Below are 24,233 nucleotides of genomic sequence, written 5' to 3' on the forward strand. Positions count from 1 at the left end.
CGCTGGAGGCGCGTGACTGGCCGGTCAGCCGCCCGCTGGCGCCCCTGGCGCCATGCGCCGGGGCAGGCTGGCGGGCACAATCCCTGGCCTGGCGGCAGTTGGCGGCACCGGACCCGGCTCGGCGCAGCAGCATACCTTGCCTGTGTGACTTACGCGCGTCAATAGTGGTCCGGCTGATTCTGCAGAACGTTGATGCCTACACGCATCCGGGCAAAAACGGCTTGCGGGCTGGCCCCGTTTCAGCGTTGCTCGGGCATGGCGTCGGCGTCGCGGGTCCAGATGATCCTGGTGGTGTTTCCGCTGCCCAGCACGTCGGCCCGGAACACCAGCGACACCTTCAGGCGGCGCGCCCGCTCGTGCCGGACCAGCCCGTAGATCAGGAAATAGTGCGTGCGCACGTCCACCGCGTCGCCGGGGTTGACGGCCTGCGGGGCGATACCTTGCAGTTGGGTCGTCACGTCGCCGGTGTTGTTGAAGTAGCTGCGGTCGCGCTGGCGCACCAGCTCGCGCGCCCGGTCGAGCGGCAACTTGTCGATCACGGCGGACAGGACTTCGGCTTCGGCGGTGTTGGCGTTGACCTTGGACCGTTCGGGCAACACCGTGACGAACGGTTCGAGCACCGCCACCATTGCCGGCGTATAGCCGGGCACGGCGAGCAGGTCTTCCACGCTGTCGGGCGGACGCGGCGCGGGCTGGCCGTTCGCCGAAACGCCACGGGCCGCGCGCAGGAAATACTGCGCGGTCGGCTCGGCCAGGCCGGCGTTCATGCCCAGCGTTTGAAGCAGGCGCCGGAAGGCCAGCAGCGACGGCTGGTCGATATTGGCCACGCGGCCCGTGCCATCGGCCTGCCAGATATAGAGGTTGGTCAGGTTGAAGCGCGCCTGCGCGTCGAGGATGCGGCCCGACACGAACGATGTCTCGCCGCCTTCGGACGTGCTGACGCCCGCGCCCAGGAAGTCGGACAGTCGGGTTTCGGCCACGGGCACCGACCACGGCTCGCCCAGGTAGTCCACCTGCGAGCGGCGCTGGTCGTCGCGCAGGATCAGGCGCGACCAGTCCACCGCCGCCCGTTCGATCCAGGCAGCCTGGGCCACCAGCCGCTGGTTCTCGATCGAGCGGATCTGCACCTGCTGGCGCCACAGCATGCCGGATACCACCACCACCGCCAGCGTCACCATCAGCAGGGCCGTCACCACGGCGGCGCCTTGCTGGCGGCGCGGGCGCATGCGAAACGATGTGGCGAAGCGCGTGCGTGTCATCACATCCCCGTCATGCAGATTTTCTGGAACTGCCGCGTGGCATCGCCGTCGCCCATGCGCGCGAACACGTTCAGTTCGACGGCACGCACGGCCACGCTGTTCGAGATCGTGCCGAGTCCGGCCTGGGCATCGCTGGCGCCCGTGGCGGCCGCCGCGGCCGCTGCCGCCGCCTCGGCCGCGTTGGCCACGGCGCTGCCCTGCATCAACGCGGTGCGTATGCGGCCGGTATCGATCAGCCAGCCTGCCGGCTCCACCCAGGCACGCGCCGACAACTGGTCGGCGTTGCCCAGCAGCGGGCGAATCTGCAGGCCTGCGCTGCCCGGCTGGCGCAGGGCCATCAGCGCGCCCTGCACGTCGTTGCGGGAATAGGCGGCGCGGCTGGCCGCGCGTACGACGGTATTGCCGTCGAGCCGGTAGGCCACCACCTGCCAGGACGGCGGCTGGCCTTCGTCGCGGCGGTCGCGCACCAGCAGCAGCTGGTTGGCGCCGATCTCCACGGGGCTGGCTTGCAGCTGGGCCGGTTGCGCCAGGTGCTCGCAATCGGACTGGAACTGGCCGTAGAGCACCTTCAGCGCATCGAGCCGGGCGTCGTGGTCGGTCAGCCGTTCGCGGCTGCGGGTCAGGGAATCGAGCGCGCGCCAGCCGATGACGGCCATCACCGCCAGCAGCGTGATGGCGACCAGCATCTCCAGCAGCGTGAACCCGCGCCGGGCATCGGGCCGGATGCGGCGCTCAGAGAACATTGCGGGTTTCATTGGGCACCAGCGTGACCAGCCATGCCAGCCGCACCGACTTGTTGCCGGCGGATGGATAAACGGCGACTTCCACACGACGGAACGACGGATTGGGCGTGCCTGAGACCAATTCCTCGCACCACAATGCCACGCCGCCCTGGGGGCAGTCGTAGCCGCGCGTGCCCGGTTCGGGCCAGGTCTTGGACAGCCGCAGGGTGGCCAGGTGGTTTTCGGCGCTGAACTCGGCCAGCATGCGCTGCTGCAGCGACGCGCTGGACTCGACCATCGATCCCATCGCGCGCATGGCGGCGGTGAGCGCCACGGCCAGGATGGTCAGCGCGACCAGCACTTCGATCAGCGTGAAGCCCCGGGCCGGGGCGCGGGCGTGGGCGGGGAAGGGCGGGCTGATCATTGCGTTACCGTCGCTACGTAGCGGCCGCTGCCGTCGCCGGTCACGTCCACGCGGATGTCGCCGCGCGTCAGCACCAGCCGCTGCGGTTCGTCGATCAGTTCGCGTCCGAAGACCAGCCGTATCGGGCCGGTGCCCAGCTGGCGGCCGCCCTGTACGACGACCGCGCTGTCCAGCGGTATGCGCCAGTGGCCCGGCGCAAAGACGTCGGTGCGCATTGGCACCCAGCCCTGCGGCGTGGATTCCAGAAAACGCCATCCCGAAGCGTCGCCTTCCCAGGCCAGCGGCCGGGCGCCGAGCTGGGCATCTTCCTGGGCCAGTTCGAACAGGCGGGCGATGCGCTGGCCATCGTCGAGTACGCGGCCGCGATCATTGGGGGTGGCGTTGACCGCCACCAGGGAGATGACGATGCCGGCGATCACCATGACCACCAGCAGTTCGAGCAGCGTGAAGCCGTGCAGCCGGCGGCGCTGGAGTAGGGCGGGCTGGCCGCGCGGCGTCGCCGGAGTCATGAAGGGAAGGGGTGGGGTTTATTCCCAGTTGCCGATATCCGCGTCGTTGCCGCTGCCCCCGGCCTGGCCGTCGGCGGCAAAGCTGAACACGTCGATCTCGCCGCGCACACCCGGGTTCAGGTACTGGTACGGATGCCCCCACGGGTCCTTGGGCAGCTTTTCCAGATAGCCGCCGCCCTTCCAGTTGTTGGGGATCGGCTCGGTCGTGGGCTTGTTGACCAGTGCCGCCAGGCCTTGTTCGGTGGTCGGGTAGCGGCCGTTGTCCAGGCGATAGAGCTTGAGCGCCTGCATGATCGACGAGATATCCTGACGCGCGGCAACGATACGTGCCTCGTCGGGACGGCTCATGATCTTGGGCACCACCAGCGCCGCCAGCACGCCCAGGATCACGATCACCACCATGATTTCGATCAGGGTGAAGCCGCGGGCGAGGCGGCGATGAAGTTGCGTCCGGAGGGCGGCAGTCTGGGTCACGGTTCTGCGCATCGGTTGTATGCCTTGAGGGTCGAGGTATGGTCGGAGAGTATAACCCCCGCCAGATGACCGTTTGGTGTGCTGCCGGGGTATCAGGGCCCGATAAATGTACCAATGTGCAACTGCAATAAAAATATTGCATTCAGGATGCATGTTATCTATGATTCCAGGCACGATGCAACTGACCCGATTCTCCGACTATGCCTTGCGCCTGCTGATGTATGTATCACGCGGCGACGGCACCCGTCCGATCACGATTGCCGAAGTCGGCCAGCAGTTTGACATATCGCACAATCACCTCGTGAAGGTGGCGGCGCGGCTGTCGAAGCTGGGCTGGATCTCGGCCACGCGTGGGCGGCATGGGGGGCTGCAGCTGGGCCCGGGCGCGGAGACGCTGTCGATCGGTACCATCCTGCGCGAGCTGGAAGGGCACAAGTCGGTGATCGACTGTGCCGACCCGCCGTGCGCGCTGCAAGGCAATTGCCGGCTGAAGCGGGCGCTGGAGCAGGCCGAGGAGGCGTTCTACCAGGCGCTCGACGGCGTCACGCTGGCCGAAGTTTCCGGCAACAGCCGGACGGCCGAGTCGATCATCAGTCTGCATCGCGATTTCCTGAGCCGGCGCGTGGCCTGAGGCAGCGGGGCGAGACCCCAGCCGCAGTCTGACGCCGGCTTTATCGTGCGAAAAAACATGCATTTGAAATGCATGAATTAACAGGAGTTTTTGCTGATGTTGTCCGCTGCTTCCCGCCCCTATATCGATGCCAGCGTCCCCGTGCTGCGCGAGCACGGTCTTGCCATTACCACGCACTTCTACCGCGAGATGTTCGCGGCGCGCCCCGAGCTCAGGCATCTGTTCAACATGGGCAACCAAGACAACGGTTCGCAGCAGCAGTCGCTGGCGTCCGCGGTGTTTGCCTATGCCGCCAATGTCGACCGCGCCGATGTGCTGGCGCCCGTGGTGGAGCGCATTGTCCACAAGCACGTGGCCGTCGGCCTGACCTCGGCCCACTATCCGATCGTCGGCAAGTATCTGCTCGAAGCCATTGCCGCCGTGCTGGGCGATGCCGCCACCCCGCCGCTGCTGGCGGCCTGGGACGAAGCCTACTGGCTTCTGGCCGGCGAACTGATCGCGGCCGAAGCGCGCCTGTATGAGCGGCACGGCGTCAAGGCCGGCGAACTGCAGCGTGTGCGCGTGATCGCCCGCGAGCAGGAAGGCGACCAGGTGGTCTCGCTCACGCTGGCGGCCGCCGATGGCAAGCCGCTGCGCGACTTTGCTCCGGGCCAGTACATCAGCGTGGAAGCCAAGCTTGCCGACGGCCATCGCCAGCTGCGCCAGTACTCGCTGTCTGGCGAGCGCGGCCTGCCCACGTGGCGCATTTCGGTCAAGCGCGAGGACGGCAGTGCCGAAACCCCGGCCGGTGCGGTATCGAACTGGCTGCACGACAACGCGCATGTCGACACCACGCTGCATGTCAGCACGCCGTGGGGCGAGTTTGCGCCGGTGATCGACGACCGCCGCCCGATCGTGCTGATGTCGGCCGGCATCGGCGTGACGCCGATGGTGTCAGTGCTGCGCACGCTGGCCAGGGAAAATCCGCACCGCCCGGTGCTGTTCGCGCACGCGGCACGCCATGGCGGGCACCACGCGCATCGCGGCGACCTGAGCTGGGCGCGCGAACGGATGCCGAACCTGCGTACCCACATCAGCTACGAAACCCCGCAGGCCGCCGATGTATCGGGCCGCGACTACGACCACGCCGGTACGATGCCGATCGAATCGCTGCTCAAGGCCGCAGACACCTCGGCATTCAACGATGCGCGCTTCTATCTGTGCGGCCCGCTGGGCTTCATGCAAGCCCAGCGTCATGCGCTGATCAATGCGGGGATTCCGGTGGGTCATATCCACCGCGAAGTGTTCGGTCCCGACCTGCTCGACGACCTGCTCTGATCCTGGTCGCCCCGGCCAGCCGCGGGCTGGCACGACGGACAGACAATCGACACCGGCGTCTGGTACGCTAGGCGACCTCCTGGATTCCGCCGCCTGGCGTACCGCTCGTGCCAACCCTGACCCGGCCTGCCTTCCGCTTCGACCTTTCCGCCTCATGGCTGCCGCGCGCAGCCGGTCTGTTGCTATTTGTCGCACTGTGCGCACTGGCCACGCACTGGGTGCTGGCGTTCAGTGCGATGCGGACGATTCCCGTCCCCAAATCGGCACGTATCGCCCAGACCGAGGCCGTGGAAACCGGTGCGGTGGCCACGCTGTTTGGCGGCAGTGCGCAAGCGGGTGTGCGGGATATCCAGTTGATCGGCGTGGTGGCGGACCTCGATGGCGTGGGGCCGGCGGCAGCCATCCTGTCGCTGGATGGCGGGCCGCCCAAGGCCGTGCGCGCCGGTGCCTCGCTCTCGCCGCAGATCCGCCTGATTGAAATTCATGGCCGCAATATCGTGATCGAGCGCAATGGTGTGCGCCAGGAAATTGCGCTGCCGCTACAGAACACCGTATCGGTTGGTCGTCCGGGCAATGCGCCAGCGGCGCCGCCGTCCGGTGCGGCCGCACCGCTGTCCACGCCGATGCCGGCGCCCGTGCAGTCGCCGCCGCCGGTGGCCAGTGCGCCGATACAGCAGCCTCAGCAGTTCCAGCAGCCGGCACCCCAACAGCAGGGCTTCGCGCCGCAGGACCTCCAGTCAGTGCCGCCGCACGGGGCCGAGAACCTGCTGCCGAAAGACTGATCAAATCGTAAAAATACGAGTTTCACAATATTGCGCAATCTTTGACTGTATTGCGGCGGTTTACGGCCCGAGTCGATTCTGTGAGGCCCGTAACATCGTATTAAAACTGCCAACTTGGCGTGGTTGTCTGCGTTCTAATCCGTACATGCCCAACGTGATGACAAGGAGCACAGACATGCAACGCAATCACAAGACGCACATCCTCAAGAGCCTTATCGCCGCCTCGGCCGTGTTCATGGCTGCCGGTGCCGCCTTCGCGCAAACCACGCCGGCCCCGGCCGCCCCGCAGGCGGCTCCGCAGGGTGGCCCCGCGCCTCACCACCGCATGGGCGGCCCGGGCGAGCACCACCATGGCGGCATGATGTGGATGAAGTCGGTGGACACCGACGGCGATGGCACGATCTCGAAGGCCGAAGCCGACGCGCTGTTCAACAAGATCGACACCAACCACGACGGCAAGCTCGACAAGACCGAACTGGCTGCCTATCGCAAGGCGGCCTGGGAGCAGCGTCGCGCCGAGATGAAGGCCGAATTCGAAGCCAGGTTCAAGGCGGCGGACAAGAACAACGACGGTGCGCTGACGCGCGACGAGTTCAAGGCCGCCTTCCCGCGCATGGCCGACCGCTTCGACAAGCTCGACGCGAACCATGACGGCAAGGTGACCATGGCCGAAATCCAGTCGGACATGCAGAAGATGCACAAGGACCGGATGGATCGCATGCAGCGTCGCGGCCCTGACGGTGCCTCGGCCCCGGCCGTTCCGTCGCCGAGCGGCAACTAAGCCATCGCCCCGGCATCTGCCAGGCGCGGCCTTCGGGCCGCGCTTTTTTATTTGGCTGGCACCATCCTTGCCTCGCCCCACGTGACGCATGCGCCCGCTGCAAATGGCTGCCGTACTCGTCGCTGCATGAAATAAATTGCGGACTTGTGCACGACTTGCTAAATTTGCGCAAAAAAATTGCCGACAAACATATTGCGGAGCAACAAAACGTGAGCAAGGTGGAGCTGGACAAGATCGACCGGAAGATTCTGGAGGTCCTGCAGACCAACGGGAGGCTGACCAATCTGGAAGTGGCGGAGCGCGTGAATCTGTCGCCGAGCCCCTGCCTGCGCCGCATCCGTCGGCTTGAGGAAATTGGCGTGATTCGCCAGTATGCGGCGCTGCTCGAACCGAACAAGATCGGGCTGGGCCTGCTTGCCTACATCAATGTGCGGCTGGAAAAGCAGGGCGGCACACCCAAGGGCAAGGCGCCGCTGGACCTGTTCCGTGCCGCCATCCAGACCTGGCCGGAAGTGGCCGCGTGCCACGCCATGACGGGCGAGATGGATCTGCTACTGAAGGTCTACGTCGAAGACATGGAGCACTTTGCGCGCTTCATGCAGGAACAATTGCTGGCGCATCCGTCGGTGATCGATGTGCGTTCCAGCTTCGCGCTGGAATCGATCAAGGACACCACGGCGCTGCCCGTGGCCGGCGGCGCCTGACAGCGGCTTAGGCTGCGCTGCGGTCCGCACCAAACAGAAACGGCGCACCTTGCGGGTGCGCCGTTTTTCATCCGGGGCGGCCGGAACGGATCAGACGGTGCCCTTCTGCGGCACCAGCGAGCGCCAGAAACGCAGGCCAAAGCGGCGGACATCGCGCAGGTTGCGGCGGACCATGTAGTCAAGGTCAGCCACCTGTTCGTCGATGGCCTCGGTCAGGCGGCTCACCGTGTCGGCGGGCGGCAGTTCCAGGTAGGCATCGGCTTCGCCATAGGCATATTGCACCTTCATGCCGGCCTTCTTGGCGATGTGCATCATCGCGGCGTTGCGCGACAGACAGTGCATGTACAGCGTGCGGACGTTGGTATTGCGGCCATGGATGGCGGCGCGCTGGAACAGGGCGCTGCCGATGCCACGGCCCCGGGCGCTCTTCGACACCGACACGCCGAACTCGGCAACGCGGCCCTGGGCGTTGTCGCGCAGGTTCGCGAAGTGGCCGACGCCCACCAGTTCCAGGTGCTCGTCATAGACGCCAAACACGCTGTCGTGGTCGAAATCGATGCTTTCCACATACGCTTCGATCACGTGGTTGCCAACCGACTGGCCAAAACGGAGCAGGCGATCTTCCTCGCCCAAGGCGAGAAAATGCTTCTGCAGGCGCGAGCGATGATGGGCAGCCAGCTCGCGCACCAGGGTGGTGGGACGCTGGGTTGCCTGGCTCGCCTCGGCTGCACGGCGAAGATCTTCGTCGGTGACTGCGCCGACGGCCTTGCTCAGTTCGAGCGGGTTCACTTGGTTTCCTTCTTCAGTGATCGGTATAAAAATAGCACCGTCGCGGTGGTCGTCCCTGCTCTTTCATCAAACTCTGTGCGGCATGAGTTGGATTTGTGATCCAGAATGCGGGATTCGGGCAAACACTAGGTTGCTGCGGCGCGAAAAGTATTGTAGTGGAATTGTCAGTATCGCGTAAGCTACCTGTCCGCCTAACTGTGGCGCGGAAGCGGTGCATATCAAAAAACGCTGACAATTCAACAGGTTATGAACGCGGCTGGGACGCCGCTGGTGTCTGGGTTGTGGATTTGCTGCAACGCCGCACCGGCTGGCTTGTCTGTCGCATCGATCCCCCAAGGGAAAGACAAAGCCCCATTCATGAACGAGCCACCGATTGTTGTGATCTATGCGCATCCCGCGCCCCGACGCTCGCGCGTCAACCATCCCCTTGCCGAAGCCCTTGCCGAACTGCCCCATGTGGCAGTGCGTGAGCTTTACAACCTTTATGTCGACTACGACATCGACGTCGTAGCGGAACAGCGGCTGCTGTCGACCGCCGAAACCGTGGTGCTGCTGTTCCCGGTGCGCTGGTACAGCGTGCCGGCGCTGATGAAGCTCTGGCTCGACGACGTGCTCGAATTGGGTTGGGCCTACGGTCCAGGCGGCACGGCGCTGCGCGGCAAGTCGATGCTGGCCGTGGTCAGCGCGGGCGGCCAGGCCGATGCTTACGGTCCCGACGGCGCCCACGGCCATCCCATCGGCGATTTCCTGCTGCCGCTGGAGCAGACCGCCCTGCAGTGCGGCATGAGCTGGATGCCCCCGGTCGTGCTGCACGATGCCGACCGCGCCGACACCGACGCCGTGGCGCTGCACATCGAACATGTGGCGCGGCACCTGGCAGCCCCGCCGCTGCCCCCGGAAACACAGGAATGGCCGGCATCCGAGGTCAGCGGGGAGGACGCGCCATGAACCAGCATGACTTCCTGATTGCCCTGCTGGTGTTCCTGGTGGCGGCCGTGGTGGCCGTGCCGGTCGCGCGCCGGTTCCAGCTGGGCGCGGTGCTGGGCTACCTGATCGCGGGTGCCGCCATCGGTCCGTTTGCCCTGCGCCTGGTGACCAACGTCGAGTCGATCCTCCATTTCTCGGAGTTCGGCGTCGTGCTGATGATGTTCGTGATCGGGCTCGAACTGGAGCCGCGCAAGCTCAAGGCGCTGAAGCAGAGCATCTTTGGCTACGGTTCGATACAGATGGCGGCGTGCGCGCTGGCCATCGGCATCGTTGCGGCGCTGTTCGGCGCGCCCTGGCAGGTGGCCATCGTCGCCGGGCTGGGCCTGGCGCTGTCGTCCACGGCGATTGCGTTCGCCACGCTGGCCGAGCGCAACCTGATGCAGACCGGCGCCGGCGCCGCCAGCTTCGGCATTCTGCTATTCCAGGATATCGCCGCGATTCCGATGATCGCGCTGTTGCCGCTGCTGGCCGCGGACGGCGCGGGTGCCACGGCCCACGGCCCGGAGAACTGGCAGACCGCCGCCAAGGCGGTGGCCGTGATTGGCGCGGTGGTCGTGGGCGGCCGTTACCTGGTGCGGCCGGCCTTGCGCGTGATTGCCCGCACCGGCATGCGCGAGATGTTCACCGCGTTTTCGCTGCTGCTCGTGGTCGGCATCGCGCTGATGATGGACGCCGTGGGCCTGTCGATGGCGCTTGGCACCTTCGTGGCCGGTGTGCTGCTGGCGGACTCGGAATATCGCCATGCGCTGGAGGCCGACATCGAGCCGTTCAAGGGCCTGCTGCTCGGACTGTTCTTCATGGCGGTGGGCATGTCGATCGATTTCGGCATCCTCGCCCAGCAGCCCGGCAAGGTGATGGGGTTCGTGGCGGCGTTCGTGCTGATCAAGACGGCGGTGCTGACGCTGCTGGCCAAGCGTTTCCGGGTGTCGCGCGGGCAGTGGCTGCTGTTTGGCCTGCTGATCTCGCAGGGCGGCGAATTCGCGTTCGTGGTGTTTGCCGAGGCGCGTACGGTCGGCCTGCTGCCCAAGGAAACCGAGGCGCTGCTGGTGCTGATCGTGGCGCTGTCGATGGTGGCCACGCCGCTGTTGCTGCTGCTGTTCGACCAGTTGCTGGCGCCGCGTCTGAACGCGATGTCGAAGCGGCCCGACGACGAGATCACCAATCATCACAATCCTGTGATCATTGCCGGGTTTGGCCGTTTCGGCCAGATCATCGGGCGCCTGCTGTATGCGCAGGGCATCGGCGTGACCGTGCTGGACCATGATCCCGATCAGATCGAATTCTTGCGCCAGTACGGCTTCAAGATTTTCTATGGCGATGCCACGCGCATGGACCTGCTCGAAGCAGCTGGCGCCGGCGAGGCGAAGATCCTGATCGTGGCCATCGAGGACCTGGACGACAACCTGGGTCTGATCGACAAGGTGCGCCACCGCTGGCCGGACCTGAAGATCTACACGCGCGCGCGGCATGTGTCGCACGTCTACCAGCTCATGGATCGCGGCATCGGCATCGACAACTACGAGCGCGAGATGTTTGAAGGTTCGCTGATGCTGGGACGCAAGGTGCTGGAGGGACTGGGCTTTGACCGGGTGGAGGCGCGCAGCGTGGCGCTGCGCTTCCGGCGCCACAATATCGAGGCCATCGAGCGTTTCTACCCGTACTACAAGGATCAGAAAACGCTGGTCTCGATGGCCAAGCAGGCGCGCGACGAACTGGAAGAGATGTTCCGCCAGGACCGCGACCAGCGGCGCAAGCTGGAAGATGCCGAATGGTCCTGAGGTTGCCCCGGCAGGCGTGCGCCGGCCGGCCTGACTGGCTCAGCGGGCGCCCGGCATGCCCGGTGCCAGGCCGTGTTCGAGCAGCCCGACCACCATCTCGGCGAACGCCGCGTAGGACAGCCGGCCACCGGGCTTGAGCCAGGTGAAGGTCCAGTTGATCATGCCGAACACGGTCATGGTCAGCGCGGTCTGGCTGTCGCGTGTCACGCGCTCCGGATAGGCGCGCTGCAGCAGGCGTGCGAACGCCGCCACCACGTCGCGCTCGCGTTGCAGGATCTGGTCGCGCTGCTCCTCGGCCAGAAACTTCACATCGTTGATCAGCGCGATATGGCGCGTTTGCGATGTCTCGTATTCAGCCAGGAAGGCGCGCAGCAGATGGCCGAATGTCTCGCGATGGCTGCGCGACTGGCGCGTGCCTTCGGCCTCCACATCGGTGACGATCTGCATCAGCTGCCGGGTGTAGCGGTCCAGCAGGTCGAACAGGATCGCTTCCTTGCTCTCGTAATAGTGGTAGAGCCGGGCCTTGGACGTGCCGCAGGCCGCAGCCAGGTCGGCCATCGAGGTGCTGGGGTAGCTGGAGGCGGCAAAGGCGGCGGCCGCCAGGTCGAGAATCTGTTCGCGTTGCGCCTCGAAATCGGGCGCCTTGGTTCGTGCCATAGGGGTCGGATCGATCCGCCTGTTGTTCTGTTATCGGTACGGCGTCAATCGGTGTGGGCGGCGAGACGGTTGCGGCGGATCTCGCACGATTCGAGGCTTTGCGGGTCGCCGCGCAGCGCCAGCGGCCCGGTGCTGACCAGCTCGCGGCAGCGCCAGAAAACGAACCAGTCGCTGGCCAGCAGGCCTTCGATGGCACCCATCACGCTGCCCACCACCTGCGCGGCCGGCGTCCAGTCGTCGGGGGCGCGCTCCAGGATCACGTCGTCGACGTTGTGATAGGCCGCCGGCACCAGCGTATTGCCCTTCCACAGCCGCACATCGGCGTTTTCCTTGACGTTCTGCTGCCACTCGTAGCCGAGCCGGCCCAGGCGCAGCACCGAGACCGGCGCGATCGTCGAAAAGCGACGTGCCAGGCGGGCGGACGGATACATGCCGATGGCGGTCAGGCTGCCGTGCGTGGGGGCTTCCAGCTCGCGCAGGTCCATCGCCACTTCGTTGATACGCTGCGGGGCCTGGTAGAGGTGGAACACCACCCGGCGCAGCATCAGCTGGTCCGATGCGCTCTGGCCATGCCAGATGGCCACTTCCATGTCGTCGCGACGCAGTTGCTGGAGCTGGTCCAGCGCCTGGCGCATCTCGGCCGCGAAGTCGATATCGGTGTGCGGCGCCACGCGCTGCCAGAAGCCCGAGCGGATCAGGCCGGTACTGTCGATATCGGCGATCGGGCCCACGGCAAGATCGTCGCGCAGGACGACCACCGGGTCGGGCCGGGCAGCCTGGGCCAGCGCCTGGCGCAGCGTGTTGCCCGCGACATCGCCGTTGACGACATGTATGTATTGCATGACCGTGATTGTATAGGGTGCGACGGGTGCCGGACCTCCGCATGCGGCCGCCGCCACCGCCGGCAGGCGGCCGCCCGGCGGGCGATGCGACGCATGAAGCGTGTTCCGCCATTGTAATCACGGTGCGACGCCGGCCGGGCATCGGCGGCAGTCTGACATGTGGGATTCCCGCCATAGGCCCGACACCCTTGACATCGGTCAGCCCCGCTGGGCGGCCCTTACCGTTCGTCGTAGCTGACCACCACCCGGGGCGTCAGCGCGCGCGCCTGGCAAGTCAGGACAAAGCCCTTTTCCATCTCCCATGGTTCGAGCGTGTAGTTCTTTTCCATTTCGACCTTGCCCTCCAGCACCTTGGCGCGGCAGGTACAGCAGACGCCGCCCTTGCAGGCATAAGGCAGGTCCAGCCCGGCGGCCAGCGCGGTGTCCAGCACTTTGCCATCGGTCAAAGGCAGGCGCATCTTGTGCTGCTTGCCGTCCAGCACCACCACCAGTTCGGCGGTGCCTGCCTGGTCGGCATGGGCGGGCGGGGCCGGGCGGGGCTGCGTCAGCGGCACACCGAATCGCTCGGCGTGGATCCGGTGCGGGTCCAGCCCGGCGGCCTTGAGGGCGTCCTCGACTTCGTCAATCATCGACGCGGGGCCGCACACGAAGGCCGCGTCGATGTCGTCCACGGGCAGCAGGGTCTGCAGGAACGCGGTCACGCGGTCGCGGTCGAGCCGGCCATGCAGCAGATCCACCTCCTGCGGCTGGCGCGACAGCACGTGGTACAGCGTGAAGCGCGACAGATACTGGTTCTTCAGGTCTTCGAGCGCCTCGGAGAAGATGATCGAATCGACGCTGCGGTTGCCATAGACCAGCGTAAAGCGGCTGCGCGGCTCCTGCGCCAGCGTGGTGCGGATCAGCGACAGCACCGGCGTGATGCCGCTGCCGGCCGCAAAGGCCACGTAATGGCGCGATGCATCGGGATCGAGCGGCACGTGGAAACGGCCATCGGGTGTCATGACGTCGAGCACCTGGCCGACGGCCACGGTGTCGTGGATCCACGTGGAAAATACGCCGTCGTCCACCAGCTTTACGGCCACACGCAGTTCGCCGTGATCGTCGTAATCCTGCACGCCGCAGCAGATCGAGTACGAGCGGCGCACGTCCTTGCCCTCGACGGGCGCCTTGATCGTCAGGAACTGGCCCTGCGTGAAGCGGTAGGCATCGCGCAGGTCCGGCGGGACATCGAAGGCAATCGAGACCGTGTCGGGCGTCTCGGGGCGAACCTGCGCCACGCGTAGCGGATGGAACTGTGGGGTCATGGGCCGGCGGTGCTCAATAGGGTTTGAAGTAGTCGAACGGCTCGCGGCAATCCAGGCAGCGGTAGAGCGACTTGCAGGCCGTGGAGGCAAAGCGCGACAGCTCCTGCGTGTGGACGCTGCCGCAGCGCGGGCATGCAATGGCCGGCGTCTGCGGCTGGCGCGGCACGAAGCGCAATGGCCGGACATTGCCACCATGCGTGGCCGGGCTGGCGCACTGGCCCGGCGGAGCGATGCCAAACGCGCGCAGGCTGGCGCGGCCGGCTTCGGTGATCCAGTCGGTGGTCCAGGCCGGTGCCAGCACGGTGCGCACGCGCCACGGTGCCAGGCCGGCGGCTTCGAGCGCGCGGCCGGCGTCTTCCTCGATCTGCGACATCGCGGGGCAGCCCGAATACGTGGGGGTGATGATGGCCTCGATGGTGTGGCCGTCATCGGCCAGCGCCACGTCGCGCAGGATGCCGAGGTCGCGGATCGACACGACCGGGATCTCGGGGTCGGGCACGGCTTCCAGCGCCGCCCAGGCGCGGGCCAGCCGGTCTTCGGGCGAAACCGCGGAAGCGGCGGGCGTGGAGTCGTCGCCGTGGGGGAATGTCGGCGCGAATGGCGATGCCGGAGCTCGTGTCATCGGTGCGGGAAGGGTGCGCATGGCCGGCCTCGCATTACCACTGGGCGCCCGGATGGGCCCGCGCCAGCCCCTGCAGTTCGGCCAGCAGGTAGCTCATGTGTTCGGAATGCACGCCGTGCTTGCCGGTGGACACGAAGGCTGACGGCGCCGGGCGCCGCAGGGTGGCGTCATCGAGCGTGGCGGCAACGGTGGCCTCCCAGGCCGCGCGCAGGCTGGACGTCAGCACGCCCACGCCCTGTGCAGCCACTTGCTGCTCCACCGCATCATCGACGAAGCACTCGTTCATATAGGGCAGCAGGTGATCGAGCGCCCGTTGCATGCGCGCGTGCGACGCATCGGTGCCGTCGCCCAGGCGCACCACCCAGTCGGCGGCATGGTGCAGGTGGTAGCGCACCTCCTTGGCCGACTTTGCCGCGATGGCCGCCAGCTCGGTGTCGGTGCTGAGCGCCAGCGCCGGCCAGAGTTCGGCCATCAGCGCGCTGTACAGGAAGTTGCGCATGAGGGTGACCGCGTAGTCGCGGTCGGCGCGCGCCGTGCCGGCCAGTGGCCCGTGGTGCGGCAGTTCCTGCAGCGTCCAGTTGCGGAATTCCGGTTCGCTGCGCCAGTAGGCGTAGTCGTCCTCGTGGCGCACGCGGCCGGTCAGCCGGCCTTCCAGCGCGCCGGCGTGGCTGTACAGCAGGCGTGCCTGGCCGATCAGGTCGAGGCTGATATTGGCCAGCGCGATGTCTTCTTCCAGCACCGGGCCGTGGCCGCACCATTCGGCGTTGCGCTGACCCAGGATCAGCGCGTTGTCGGCCAGGCGCAGCACGTATTGCAGGGGGGCCGTCTGCGCCAGCGGCAGGCGTGCCAGGGCGATACCGTCGGCTACGTTGGGTTGCGTCATGGGGCCGGCCTTACATATGGTTCACTTCGTCGGGCAACTGGTAGAACGTGGGGTGGCGGTAGATCTTGTCGGCGGCCGGGTCGAACAGCTCCGCCTTTTCGGCCGGCGCGCTGGCCGTGATGGCCGCCGACGGCACCACCCAGATCGACACGCCTTCCTGCCGGCGCGTGTAGACATCGCGCGCCATGTGCAGCGCCTGCTGCGCGTCGGCGGCGTGCAGGCTGCCGCAGTGCTTGTGTTCCAGGCCCTGCTTGCTGCGGACGAAAACTTCCCACAGCGGCCATTCCTTTTGTTGCGTCATGGTGGTCTCCGGGTCAGGCCGCCTTGGCCGGGGATGCGCGCCGGGCGCGCTTTTCGGCATGGGCCAGCGCCGCCTCGCGTACCCAGGCGCCGTCTTCGTGCGCCTTCACGCGCGTGGCCAGCCGCTCGCGATTGCAGGGGCCGTCGCCATTGATCACGCGCCAGAATTCTTCCCAGTCCAGTGGGCTGTAGTCGTAGTGGCCGCGCTCGTCGTTCCAGATCAGGCCGGGGTCGGGCAGCGTCACGCCCAGCACCCTGGCCTGCTCGACGGTGGCATCGACGAACTTCTGGCGCAGGTCGTCGTTCGAAATGCGCTTGATGCCCCAGGCCATGGTCTGGGTGCTGTTGGTGGACGCCGCGTCCGGCGGCCCGAACATCATCAGCACCGGAAACCACCAGCGGTCCACGGCGTCCTGCACCATGGCGCGCTGGGCTTCGGTGCCGCGCATCATGCTCAGCAGCGCGTCAAAGCCCTGGCGCTGGTGGAACGACTCTTCCTTGCAGATGCGGATCATGGCCCGCGCGTAAGGGCCGTACGAGCAGCGGCACAGCGGGATCTGGTTCATGATCGCCGCGCCATCCACGAGCCAGCCGATCACGCCGACGTCGGCCCAGGTCAGCGTGGGGTAGTTGAAGATCGACGAATATTTGGCGCGGCCGCTGTGCAGCCCATCGAGCAGGTCGTCGCGCGATGCATCGAGCGTTTCGGCCGCACTATATAGATAGAGGCCGTGGCCGCCTTCGTCCTGCACCTTGGCCAGCAGGATGGCCTTGCGCTTGAGCGACGGGGCGCGGCTGATCCAGTTGCCCTCGGGCTGCATGCCGATGATTTCCGAATGCGCATGTTGCGAGATCTGCCGCACCAGCGTCTTGCGGTAGGCCTCGGGCATCCAGTCCATCGGCTCGATCTTGGCGTCTTCGGCGATGCGCGCGTCAAAGGCGGCCTGCCGGGTGGCCTGGTCGGCGTCGGCCGATGTGGGCACATGCTGCGGCTGGCCTGGCAGGTCGAGGCTCTGTGTGTACATCACGTCTCCTTGACTTTCGTCTTTGGCGGGGGCCGATCTGTTTTTTGGTGCGCTGGCGCGATACGGCCGAGAACGGCGCGGACTGTTGTGGGGTTGGTCAGTTGGCTCAATATAAATATAAACCGACTGGTCGGTCAATTAATAGTTTTACGATCGACACGTGGATTCGGCGCCACGTGTAGTATCGAGCTTCCACGTCTTAATGGAGGGCAAAGCTATGTCGAGCAAGGCTTACGGCAAGATCGCGGTGGCTGTGGATGGCAGCAGCACGTCGGATCTGGCGCTGCAGGAGGCGATTCGGGTGGCCAGCGGCGGCGGCACCGTGCTGGCGCTCTATGTGGTCGATAACGGCGTGATGCTGTTCGATGCGGGTTTCTACGATCCCACGCAGATCGAACGGGCCTATGTGGACAGCGGCAAGAAGGCGCTCGAGGCCGCCAGCCGGGTGCTCGGCAATGCCGGCGTGCCCTTCGAGACGAAGCTGGTGACCGATCCGGCCGTGATCGGCGACATCGCGGGATCAATCAATGCGGCCGCCAGCGAATGGGGCGCGGACCTCTTGGTCATCGGCACCCATGGCCGCCGGGGCGTACGTCGTCTGGTGCTGGGCAGCGTGGCCGAGGCCGTGATTCGCCAATCGACGACGCCGGTGCTGCTGGTGCGCGGCAAGGCATCCGCCGATTGATCGTCGACAGGTAGTCGTTCCGGGAGCCGGGCAGCCGGCCATGCAGGGCCGCCGGCGCCGATGCGGCGGTCAGCCGGCGAACCGGAAATGGCCGCCGCGCAGCACGATCTCGCGGGCTTCGGTCAGCTCGAATAGCGTTTCCGCGAGTTGTTCGATACGCCTGCGGTTGCTGGTGAAGGCGCGGACGAGATCCTCCTCGCGTGCCGATTGCGCCCCGCAATAGGCTTCCAGTGCTTCTGCCGTGACCGAGTATTGCGACCGGGTGCCGTTCACGGTGGCGGGGCAGGACAGCGTCAGGCTGGCCCCGCAGTAGGTGGGAACGGCGCTGGGGAAGGTGATATCGACCATGGCGTGCCTCGTCTTGCCGGGAACGGGGAAATCGCGGATATCCGTTCAATATAGGCAATCGCGGTGGCCAGGCAAGTGGGCAGGGCCGTGTCTCAGGGCAAGCCCCGATCCGCTGCGTCAGCCGGCCCGCGCGCCCGGCAGCCGGACGCGCCCCGCCTCGGCCTGCTCGGCCGCCAGCGCGCGCAGGTGGGAAACGGTTTGATGGGCGCTATCGATATGCGCATCCGCGTAGGTGCACTGTTCGGCCAGAAAGTGTTCGAACGGGGCATCGGAAGGCGTCAGCGGCGCCATGCGCGCGGAGGCAATCGCGGCACTGACCCCGGTGCGACCCGGCCGCACGGCCACTTCGGCCAGGCGGGCTTCCAGATCGGTCAGCAACGACTGGATGGCGGCACCGGGCGCCGCATGCACTTCACCCGATTCCGCGCCCGCCCGGACCAGGCCGGCCAGCGACGCCATGCGTCGCGCCGTGACGTGCAGGGCGGCATGGGCCGCGCCAAGGCGTGGGTCGAGGTCTGCGGCGCACTGGGCCAGCGTATCTTCGGCGCGGGTGGAAGCCCGGCCGGCCGCCACGCGCAGGGCTTCCAGCCGCATGCGGGCCGGCGTGACGCTGCGGGCAGTGCTGATTGCGGCACGCAGGTAGACGGCATTGACGGACAGCGCGTCCAGGCTGTGCCGGTACGCGCGCGACAACTCGGCGCGCGGGGCCAGTATGTAATAGCTGGCCAGCGCGATCAGGCATCCGATGGCCGTATCCATGCCGCGCAGCGCGGCCACATGGCTGCTGCTCGAGGCGGGCTCGCCCAACCACGAAAACAGAATGACCGCCGGCGTCAGGCAAAATGCGAAGCCGCCTGCGCTGCCGGCCAGCCGCAGTGCGTAGGCGGCGGCCAGGAACATGGCGCTTAGCCCGAGCGCCAGTGTCGGGCTTGGATGGGTCAGGCCCACCAGGCAAGCCAGCAGGGCGCCAGCCAGCGAGCCGGCAAAGCGATGGAACGAGATCTGCCGCGTGGTCTGCAGGCGCGGACTCAATACCATGATCACCGTGACGGCCACCCAATAGCCATGGTCGACCTGGAGCAGTTGCGATGGCAGCAGGCTCAGGCCGCCGGCGAACGCCATCCGCAGCGCATGTCGCGTGATTCTGGCATCACGTGCGGCGATATCGGCAAGCGTATGGCCGATCCGATCGACGATTCCGGCCAGTCCGGCATTGGGCCAGGCAAACGATTCGCGCCAGCGATCGAACGATGGATGCTGGGCCAGCGCCGCCAGGGCGGACTGATAGGCCGGCGGGGCGCCGGCGTTGGCGCGCTGGCCGATCAGCCTGCGCACATCGCGATCGAGCAAGGCGCTCAGGGCGGGCAGGTCGGGCGCATGGCGGGTCAGCGCCTGCCGTACCTGCGCCTGCGTATCGGTCAGGCAGCGCGCGGCATACATCAGAGGCAGGCTGTGCTGTCCGCCCGCCCGCTCGCGCAGTTCGCCGGCGACGATCAGCAGCGCAAAGATGGCGTCCGCCACCGTTACCGCGTAGGCGTAGTGCAGCATGCCGACCGGATCGACCATGCCGCGCCGGCCCATGACGGCGGCGCGCGCGGCTTCGATCCGCAGGCGGATTTCTTTCTTGTATAGCGAGGTGTCTTGCAGCCCCGGCGCCGCCAGGTGCTCGGCAAAGCGCCGGAGGGCATCGTAGACGGCGGCGATCTCGGGCCGGGGCCGTGCATCGCGCTGCGAGGGAATCAGCACCAGCGAAATCAGGCACGCAAAAACACCGCCGCGCAGATAATCCACGCCGGCTGTCCAGGCATGAACCAGCACCGACGGCTCGGCCACTGGCTGCAGGCACGCGGCGATCAGCACGACATAGAGCAGCTTGAAGCACAACGCGGCGGCGGGGCCTCGTATTTCCGCCAGACCGGCGACCAGGCCCGCGCAGACCACGACCGCCAGCGCGATCAGGGGCGACGACGCAAGGCTGGCGCCGAGCACGCTGGCCGCGGCGCCGCCGATCCCCACCGCGCCAAGCCCGCGCATGCGAGCGCCCGCCGTCCCTTGCCGATCTGCCAGACACGTCCAGATCGAAGCCGTGGCCGACCACAGATAGCCGTTGTCTCCCGTCAGCCAGGCAATGCCGGCCAGCGCAAAAAACGAAACGGCATAGACCACGCCGCGCTGCAGGAAGGCGGAATCGGGCCAGAAGGAGAGTGAGCGCGGGACGCGGCGCATGGTCGGGGGCGTGGGAGTGGACGTCTCAGGGTGAGTACGGAGTCCACTCTACGGGGACTATTGCTGCGTCGCAACATTTCCGTGAATCCAGACGCCTTTGCCCGGCAAGTGTGCGGTATCGCACCAACGGCGGGAAATGTGACGCAAGACGGTGCAATTGTCACATTTCCGAAGTTCTACGATTGAAAGAACTTCGGTCGGGGTGGGATTCCCCGGATTTTGGGTAAAAAAAACCCGCGCAGGTTGTGCGCGGGTTGGAATCCACCGAGGTGGTGGAGGAGACAGACTTCACTATACACGACTTGTTGCGACGCACCAAGCGGCATCGAAAAAAATGACTGCAAGCCAGCATAATCACCGTTGTTGTCGTACAACAAGGGCGGGAACGTCACCGAAACAGGTAGGCAATCCACACCGCGGCACCCATGCCGACGACGTCGGCAAACAGGGCGCAGCCCAGGGCGTGCCGGGTATTTCGCACATTGACGCTGCCGAAGTAGACCGCCAGCACATAGAAGGTGGTTTCCGTCGATCCCTGGATGATGGCGGCGAGCCGCCCCTGGAATGAATCCACGCCGTAGGTGGTCATCACATCGACCATCAGGCCGCGGGCGCCGGCCCCGGACAAGATCTTCATCAGCCCGACAGGCAGTGCCGGCACAAAGTCGGTGTTGATCCCCAGCCACGTAAAGCCGGCGGTCAGCGCCTGCATGACCACGTCCATGCAGCCGCTGGCCCGGAAAAGTCCGATCGCCACCAGGATCGCGACCAGATAAGGAATGATCTGCACGGCCACGCCGAAACCTTCCTTGGCGCCGTCGATAAAGGCATCGTAGACATTGACGCGGCGGAGCGCGCCGCACACCAGGAACAGCGTGATCAGCGACAGGATAAAGCCGCTACCGGCCAGCGCCGTCATCTGGCTGACCTGATCGGGCGGGGCGTGCCGCAGCCAGGCAAACAGGCCGGCCACGGCCAGGCCCGCCACCGCAAAGGCGGCCAGCACGGCGGGCTTGAGCAGGTTCAGTCGCTGGACCCACGCCACGGCCAGCAACCCGGCCAGGCACGACGCGCCCGTGGCCAGCAGCGTGGGCAGGAAGATGTCGGCGGCATTGAAATTGACCAGCCCCTGCTTGACGGCCATGGCCTGGCGAATGGCGATGACCGAGGTCGGAATCAGCGTCAGACCGGCCGTGTTCAGCACGATGAACATGATCTGGGCGTTGGTCGCCGTGTCCGGCTGCCGGTTCAGCGACTGCAGTTCGCGCATCGCGTTCAGGCCCAGCGGCGTGGCCGCGTTGTCCAGCCCCAGCATGTTGGCGGACACATTCATCATCATCGCGCCCTGCGCCGGATGCCCCTGCGGCACGCCCGGGAAGAAATGGCGCAGCAACGGGTTCACCAGCCGCGCGAACAGGTCGATGACCCCGGCGCGTTCGCCAATCCGCATGATGCCGATCCACAGGCTCATCACGCCGACCAGGCCGAGAGAAATCTCAAACGCGGTGCGGGAGCTGTCGAAAAGGCTGGTCAGCAGGGCGGGAAACACCGTAGTGTCGCCGCCAATGAGCCGCACACAGGCGGCCAGGAAGGAAAGTAGGAAGAATCCGAGCCAGACGAGGTTCAGTGCCATCGACGTAAATAAGGCCAGTGGAGGACTTCGCCACGTGGCTCGCGGCGAAGCCCAGCATCATAGCCTGCCGGTCTCACGCGATGTCGGCCCCGCGTTCCGTCAGCAACGCCCGCAGGATCGAGCGATGGCAGTGCGACGCATCCTCGCAATAGCAACCGAGCGAGAAATTCGTCTGATGTGAGAAGGCGGCCAGCAAATCGAGCGTGCGGCTGGCATCGGGCTGGGCCATCTCGGCACGAAAGTGCTTCTCGAAGGCGCGCCATGCCTTGGGATCGTTGGCGGCCTGGGCTGCCAGGGCTTCAGACACCAGTTCGGCGGACGGCGAGAGCACGGGATACCAGACATCGTAGAAATCCCGGCTGGCGAATTCGGCTTTCGGCACCCCGCGCGGCGGGCGGCGAACGGTGCCCATGCGCAGGCCTTCGCCCTGGGCGCGCGGTTCGCCGAGCCTGACGATGCGGATGGTCATCGTAATGTCTCCAGAATCTCCGGAATTACGCCGTGACGGCCTGCTGCAGCCCGAGGTCGTGAATCATGGTGTCACGCATGACAAACTTCTGCACCTTTCCTGTCACAGTCATCGGCATTTCTTCAACGAACCGGATATAGCGCGGAATCTTGTAATGCGCGATCTGGTCGCGGCAGAAGGCACGGATATCGTCCTCGGTGGCGGTCTGTCCGGGTTTGAGCACGATCCATGCGCAGACTTCCTCGCCGTATTTGGGGTCGGGCACGCCGAACACCTGTACCGCCTGAACTTTGGGATGACGGAACAGGAATTCCTCGATCTCGCGCGGATAGATGTTCTCGCCGCCACGGATCAGCATGTCCTTGACGCGTCCGACGATGTTGCAATAGCCGTCCGCATCGATGGTGGCCAGGTCGCCCGTATGCATCCAGCCGTCGCGGATGGCCTCGCGCGTGCGCTTGTCGTCGTCCCAGTAGCCCCGCATCACGGAGTAGCCGCGCGTGCAAAGCTCGCCGGTCTCGCCGCGCGGCACGATGTCGCCCGTGGCATCGACGACCTTGCATTCCAGGTGCGGCTGGACGCGGCCCACCGTGGCCACGCGCTTGTCGAGCGGATCGTCGGTGGCGCTCTGGAACGACACCGGGCTGGTTTCCGTCATGCCGTAGGCAATGGTCACCTCCGCCATATGCATGTCAGTGACCACTCGCTTCATCACTTCGATCGGGCACGGGGCGCCAGCCATGATGCCGGTGCGCAGCGTCGAGAAATCGAACTGGCGGAAGTCCGGATGATCGAGCTGGGCGATGAACATGGTCGGCACGCCATGCAGCGCGGTGCACCGCTCGTCGGAAACGGCCTGCATGGTCGCCAGTGGATCGAACGCCTCGCCCGGAAAGACCATGCAGGCGCCGACTGACACGCAAGCCAGCACGGACAGGACCATGCCGAAGCAGTGATATAGCGGGACGGGAATGCAAAGGCGGTCGGCGGCACCCAGGCGCATGGCCATGGCAACGAAGCGGCCGTTGTTGACCACGTTGTGATGGGTCAGCGTCGCGCCCTTGGGGTTGCCGGTGGTGCCGCTGGTGAACTGGATATTGATCGCGTCCTGGGCATCCAGCTGGCGGGTGACGGTATCGAGCGCGCCGCGTTCGGGCGGCTGGAGCAGGCTGGCATAGTTGAGCATGCCCGGGGTCGGGTCTTCCCCCAGACGAACCACTGACTTGAGATGGGGCAGGCGGGCGGCGCGCAAATGTCCAGGCGTCGCATCGGACAGTTCGGGTGCCAGCGCCTGCAGCATGCCTAGATAGTCACTCGACTTGAAACGAGTCGCCGTGATCAGCATCCGCACGCCAGCCTTGTTTAGCGCGTATTCCAGCTCTGCCTGACGGTAGGCGGGGTTGATATTGACCAGGATTGCGCCAATCCGGGCGGTGGCGAACTGCGTAACCAGCCATTCGGCCCGGTTTGGCGACCAGATGCCTACCCGGTCGCCAGGGGAGATCCCTCTGGCCAGCAGGCCGGTGGCCAGCCGATCGACCTGATCGGAAAATTCCCGCCAGGTCCAGCGTATGGACTGCTCCCTGAAGATCACTGCGTCGCCGTCGGGGTTTGCTGTGACGGCACGCGCCAGTAGCGCGGGGATCGTATCGTCGGACAGCGGGATATCGGTCGCACCAACCACGTGTGAACGGTCGATGGGCACGGATGGCTTCATGGGTGTCTCCTTCAACAGCGTCTTCTGATAGGTTGGCTGCCAGCTTAGGACAGTTCCGAAACCAAGGCTGTCGCCCCCGTGACAGTTGGGCCGATTCGGGCGCCTTGAACTTTTCGCGGAAAGCGCTTGCGCCCCCGGCCAATCCCATCTAATATTCGCCCCCTCGCAACACAAAGCGCGCTGCAAACGCAGCGGTGACAACGGTTGCGGGGTTGGCAGAAGGTTGGTGTTGCGAAGTTCGCGGCACCGGCCGGCAGAAAAAAGTTCTGCAAAAACTGTTGACGAAACGTTGAATGCTCTGCATAATCTCGTTTCTCCGCTGCGACGAAAGACGCAGCGACAGCGAACGGCAAAGCCGGTCGCTC

General features: G+C 66.0%; 27 protein-coding genes. 8 read left to right on the forward strand and 19 right to left on the reverse strand.

The window, feature by feature from the left end:
- Positions 1-239 precede the first annotated feature (239 nt).
- From gspK to gspG, 5 genes are read right to left on the reverse strand one after another with little or no spacing between them, the layout of a single operon-like run.
- Positions 240-1,259 carry a type II secretion system minor pseudopilin GspK gene (gspK, locus tag AC3G88_RS17540; RefSeq protein WP_488893658.1) on the reverse strand — a complete coding sequence of 340 codons (1,020 nt, stop codon included), beginning with the start codon at positions 1,257-1,259 and terminating at the stop codon, positions 240-242.
- Positions 1,259-2,002: a PulJ/GspJ family protein gene (locus tag AC3G88_RS17545; protein WP_488893659.1), complete on the reverse strand. Its 744-nt coding sequence runs from the start codon at positions 2,000-2,002 to the stop codon at positions 1,259-1,261. Before AC3G88_RS17545 ends, gspK begins: the two co-directional genes overlap by 1 nt.
- The gene (gspI, locus tag AC3G88_RS17550) at positions 1,992-2,405 is read right to left on the reverse strand and encodes a type II secretion system minor pseudopilin GspI (RefSeq protein WP_488893660.1); all 414 of its coding nucleotides are present in this window, start codon (positions 2,403-2,405) and stop codon (positions 1,992-1,994) included. The genes AC3G88_RS17545 and gspI overlap by 11 nt, the downstream gene beginning before the upstream one ends.
- Positions 2,402-2,914 (reverse strand): prepilin-type N-terminal cleavage/methylation domain-containing protein, encoded by a 513-nt coding sequence (locus tag AC3G88_RS17555; RefSeq protein ID WP_488893661.1) that lies wholly within the window; start codon positions 2,912-2,914, stop codon positions 2,402-2,404. Before AC3G88_RS17555 ends, gspI begins: the two co-directional genes overlap by 4 nt.
- 18 nt (positions 2,915-2,932) lie before the next feature.
- Entirely contained in the window at positions 2,933-3,388 is a 456-nt protein-coding gene (gspG, locus tag AC3G88_RS17560; RefSeq protein ID WP_400393935.1) for a type II secretion system major pseudopilin GspG, read from the reverse strand.
- A gap of 175 nt (positions 3,389-3,563) precedes the next feature.
- Between gspG and AC3G88_RS17565 the strand changes: the two genes are divergently transcribed.
- From AC3G88_RS17565 to AC3G88_RS17585, 5 genes are all read left to right on the forward strand, one after another.
- On the forward strand, positions 3,564-4,019 hold the full coding sequence (locus AC3G88_RS17565) for an RrF2 family transcriptional regulator (RefSeq protein WP_488893662.1): 456 nt from the start codon (positions 3,564-3,566) through the stop codon (positions 4,017-4,019).
- A gap of 96 nt (positions 4,020-4,115) precedes the next feature.
- Positions 4,116-5,336 carry a globin domain-containing protein gene (locus tag AC3G88_RS17570; protein ID WP_488893663.1) on the forward strand — a complete coding sequence of 407 codons (1,221 nt, stop codon included), beginning with the start codon at positions 4,116-4,118 and terminating at the stop codon, positions 5,334-5,336.
- Positions 5,337-5,443: 107 nt separating this feature from the next.
- On the forward strand, positions 5,444-6,118 hold the full coding sequence (locus AC3G88_RS17575) for a hypothetical protein (protein ID WP_488893664.1): 675 nt from the start codon (positions 5,444-5,446) through the stop codon (positions 6,116-6,118).
- Positions 6,119-6,293: 175 nt separating this feature from the next.
- Positions 6,294-6,899 (forward strand): EF-hand domain-containing protein, encoded by a 606-nt coding sequence (locus tag AC3G88_RS17580; RefSeq protein WP_488771833.1) that lies wholly within the window; start codon positions 6,294-6,296, stop codon positions 6,897-6,899.
- A gap of 209 nt (positions 6,900-7,108) precedes the next feature.
- Complete coding sequence (locus AC3G88_RS17585; RefSeq protein WP_029051418.1) at positions 7,109-7,603, forward strand: Lrp/AsnC family transcriptional regulator; 495 nt, start codon at positions 7,109-7,111, stop codon at positions 7,601-7,603.
- 90 nt (positions 7,604-7,693) lie between these two features.
- Here AC3G88_RS17585 and AC3G88_RS17590 read toward each other — a convergent pair whose 3' ends face one another.
- Positions 7,694-8,392 (reverse strand): GNAT family N-acetyltransferase, encoded by a 699-nt coding sequence (locus tag AC3G88_RS17590; protein ID WP_488893665.1) that lies wholly within the window; start codon positions 8,390-8,392, stop codon positions 7,694-7,696.
- Between the two features lie 357 nt (positions 8,393-8,749).
- Here AC3G88_RS17590 and kefF point away from each other — a divergent pair, with 357 nt between their 5' ends.
- Entirely contained in the window at positions 8,750-9,340 is a 591-nt protein-coding gene (gene kefF / locus AC3G88_RS17595; protein ID WP_488893666.1) for a glutathione-regulated potassium-efflux system oxidoreductase KefF, read from the forward strand.
- Positions 9,337-11,157 (forward strand): glutathione-regulated potassium-efflux system protein KefC, encoded by a 1,821-nt coding sequence (gene kefC / locus AC3G88_RS17600; protein WP_488771835.1) that lies wholly within the window; start codon positions 9,337-9,339, stop codon positions 11,155-11,157. Before kefF ends, kefC begins: the two co-directional genes overlap by 4 nt.
- Before the next feature lie 39 nt (positions 11,158-11,196).
- Here kefC and AC3G88_RS17605 read toward each other — a convergent pair whose 3' ends face one another.
- From AC3G88_RS17605 to paaA, 7 genes are all read right to left on the reverse strand, one after another.
- Positions 11,197-11,814, reverse strand: coding sequence for a TetR/AcrR family transcriptional regulator (locus tag AC3G88_RS17605; RefSeq protein WP_488893667.1), 618 nt, complete (start codon positions 11,812-11,814; stop codon positions 11,197-11,199).
- Positions 11,815-11,858: 44 nt separating this feature from the next.
- On the reverse strand, positions 11,859-12,656 hold the full coding sequence (locus tag AC3G88_RS17610) for a DUF1835 domain-containing protein (protein ID WP_400394043.1): 798 nt from the start codon (positions 12,654-12,656) through the stop codon (positions 11,859-11,861).
- A gap of 218 nt (positions 12,657-12,874) precedes the next feature.
- Positions 12,875-13,960 (reverse strand): 1,2-phenylacetyl-CoA epoxidase subunit PaaE, encoded by a 1,086-nt coding sequence (paaE, locus tag AC3G88_RS17615; RefSeq protein ID WP_488771837.1) that lies wholly within the window; start codon positions 13,958-13,960, stop codon positions 12,875-12,877.
- Between the two features lie 13 nt (positions 13,961-13,973).
- Positions 13,974-14,603: a 1,2-phenylacetyl-CoA epoxidase subunit PaaD gene (paaD, locus tag AC3G88_RS17620; protein WP_488893668.1), complete on the reverse strand. Its 630-nt coding sequence runs from the start codon at positions 14,601-14,603 to the stop codon at positions 13,974-13,976.
- Positions 14,604-14,616: 13 nt separating this feature from the next.
- Positions 14,617-15,465, reverse strand: a complete 849-nt coding sequence (gene paaC, locus AC3G88_RS17625; protein WP_488893669.1) for a 1,2-phenylacetyl-CoA epoxidase subunit PaaC — start codon at positions 15,463-15,465, stop codon at positions 14,617-14,619.
- 10 nt (positions 15,466-15,475) lie between these two features.
- A complete protein-coding gene (gene paaB / locus AC3G88_RS17630; protein WP_153946435.1) occupies positions 15,476-15,766 on the reverse strand; it encodes a 1,2-phenylacetyl-CoA epoxidase subunit PaaB in 291 nt (96 codons plus the stop codon).
- A 13-nt stretch (positions 15,767-15,779) separates the two neighbouring features.
- The gene (paaA, locus tag AC3G88_RS17635; RefSeq protein ID WP_488893670.1) at positions 15,780-16,790 is read right to left on the reverse strand and encodes a 1,2-phenylacetyl-CoA epoxidase subunit PaaA; all 1,011 of its coding nucleotides are present in this window, start codon (positions 16,788-16,790) and stop codon (positions 15,780-15,782) included.
- Positions 16,791-17,007: 217 nt separating this feature from the next.
- On the opposite strand from paaA, the gene AC3G88_RS17640 reads away from it, so the two are divergent.
- Entirely contained in the window at positions 17,008-17,475 is a 468-nt protein-coding gene (locus AC3G88_RS17640; RefSeq protein ID WP_153946437.1) for a universal stress protein, read from the forward strand.
- A 69-nt stretch (positions 17,476-17,544) separates the two neighbouring features.
- Here AC3G88_RS17640 and AC3G88_RS17645 read toward each other — a convergent pair whose 3' ends face one another.
- From AC3G88_RS17645 to AC3G88_RS17670, 6 genes are all read right to left on the reverse strand, one after another.
- Positions 17,545-17,823 (reverse strand): DUF1488 family protein, encoded by a 279-nt coding sequence (locus AC3G88_RS17645; RefSeq protein WP_153946438.1) that lies wholly within the window; start codon positions 17,821-17,823, stop codon positions 17,545-17,547.
- Positions 17,824-17,940: 117 nt separating this feature from the next.
- Positions 17,941-20,049, reverse strand: coding sequence for an FUSC family protein (locus AC3G88_RS17650; protein WP_488893671.1), 2,109 nt, complete (start codon positions 20,047-20,049; stop codon positions 17,941-17,943).
- A 388-nt stretch (positions 20,050-20,437) separates the two neighbouring features.
- Complete coding sequence (locus AC3G88_RS17655; RefSeq protein WP_488893672.1) at positions 20,438-21,682, reverse strand: nucleoside recognition domain-containing protein; 1,245 nt, start codon at positions 21,680-21,682, stop codon at positions 20,438-20,440.
- Between the two features lie 73 nt (positions 21,683-21,755).
- Positions 21,756-22,151 carry a DUF488 domain-containing protein gene (locus tag AC3G88_RS17660; RefSeq protein WP_488893673.1) on the reverse strand — a complete coding sequence of 132 codons (396 nt, stop codon included), beginning with the start codon at positions 22,149-22,151 and terminating at the stop codon, positions 21,756-21,758.
- Positions 22,152-22,176: 25 nt separating this feature from the next.
- Positions 22,177-23,868 (reverse strand): AMP-binding protein, encoded by a 1,692-nt coding sequence (locus tag AC3G88_RS17665; protein WP_488893674.1) that lies wholly within the window; start codon positions 23,866-23,868, stop codon positions 22,177-22,179.
- A gap of 148 nt (positions 23,869-24,016) precedes the next feature.
- The coding region (locus AC3G88_RS17670) for a hypothetical protein (protein ID WP_488893675.1) at positions 24,017-24,233 on the reverse strand (217 nt) is incomplete at its 5' end.

Source organism: Cupriavidus sp. 86D6 (assembly GCF_057815095.1).

Coding starts and splice junctions, on each gene's coding strand:
- gspK (WP_488893658.1), bottom strand. CDS start 1,259: ATGACACGCACGCGCTTCGCCACATCGTTTCGCATGCGCCCGCGCCGC.
- AC3G88_RS17545 (WP_488893659.1), bottom strand. CDS start 2,002: ATGTTCTCTGAGCGCCGCATCCGGCCCGATGCCCGGCGCGGGTTCACG.
- gspI (WP_488893660.1), bottom strand. CDS start 2,405: ATGATCAGCCCGCCCTTCCCCGCCCACGCCCGCGCCCCGGCCCGGGGC.
- AC3G88_RS17555 (WP_488893661.1), bottom strand. CDS start 2,914: ATGACTCCGGCGACGCCGCGCGGCCAGCCCGCCCTACTCCAGCGCCGC.
- AC3G88_RS17565 (WP_488893662.1), top strand. CDS start 3,564: ATGCAACTGACCCGATTCTCCGACTATGCCTTGCGCCTGCTGATGTAT.
- AC3G88_RS17570 (WP_488893663.1), top strand. CDS start 4,116: ATGTTGTCCGCTGCTTCCCGCCCCTATATCGATGCCAGCGTCCCCGTG.
- AC3G88_RS17580 (WP_488771833.1), top strand. CDS start 6,294: ATGCAACGCAATCACAAGACGCACATCCTCAAGAGCCTTATCGCCGCC.
- kefF (WP_488893666.1), top strand. CDS start 8,750: ATGAACGAGCCACCGATTGTTGTGATCTATGCGCATCCCGCGCCCCGA.
- kefC (WP_488771835.1), top strand. CDS start 9,337: ATGAACCAGCATGACTTCCTGATTGCCCTGCTGGTGTTCCTGGTGGCG.
- AC3G88_RS17605 (WP_488893667.1), bottom strand. CDS start 11,814: ATGGCACGAACCAAGGCGCCCGATTTCGAGGCGCAACGCGAACAGATT.
- AC3G88_RS17610 (WP_400394043.1), bottom strand. CDS start 12,656: ATGCAATACATACATGTCGTCAACGGCGATGTCGCGGGCAACACGCTG.
- paaE (WP_488771837.1), bottom strand. CDS start 13,960: ATGACCCCACAGTTCCATCCGCTACGCGTGGCGCAGGTTCGCCCCGAG.
- paaD (WP_488893668.1), bottom strand. CDS start 14,603: ATGCGCACCCTTCCCGCACCGATGACACGAGCTCCGGCATCGCCATTC.
- paaC (WP_488893669.1), bottom strand. CDS start 15,465: ATGACGCAACCCAACGTAGCCGACGGTATCGCCCTGGCACGCCTGCCG.
- paaB (WP_153946435.1), bottom strand. CDS start 15,766: ATGACGCAACAAAAGGAATGGCCGCTGTGGGAAGTTTTCGTCCGCAGC.
- paaA (WP_488893670.1), bottom strand. CDS start 16,790: ATGTACACACAGAGCCTCGACCTGCCAGGCCAGCCGCAGCATGTGCCC.
- AC3G88_RS17640 (WP_153946437.1), top strand. CDS start 17,008: ATGTCGAGCAAGGCTTACGGCAAGATCGCGGTGGCTGTGGATGGCAGC.
- AC3G88_RS17645 (WP_153946438.1), bottom strand. CDS start 17,823: ATGGTCGATATCACCTTCCCCAGCGCCGTTCCCACCTACTGCGGGGCC.
- AC3G88_RS17650 (WP_488893671.1), bottom strand. CDS start 20,049: ATGCGCCGCGTCCCGCGCTCACTCTCCTTCTGGCCCGATTCCGCCTTC.
- AC3G88_RS17655 (WP_488893672.1), bottom strand. CDS start 21,682: ATGGCACTGAACCTCGTCTGGCTCGGATTCTTCCTACTTTCCTTCCTG.
- AC3G88_RS17660 (WP_488893673.1), bottom strand. CDS start 22,151: ATGACCATCCGCATCGTCAGGCTCGGCGAACCGCGCGCCCAGGGCGAA.
- AC3G88_RS17665 (WP_488893674.1), bottom strand. CDS start 23,868: ATGAAGCCATCCGTGCCCATCGACCGTTCACACGTGGTTGGTGCGACC.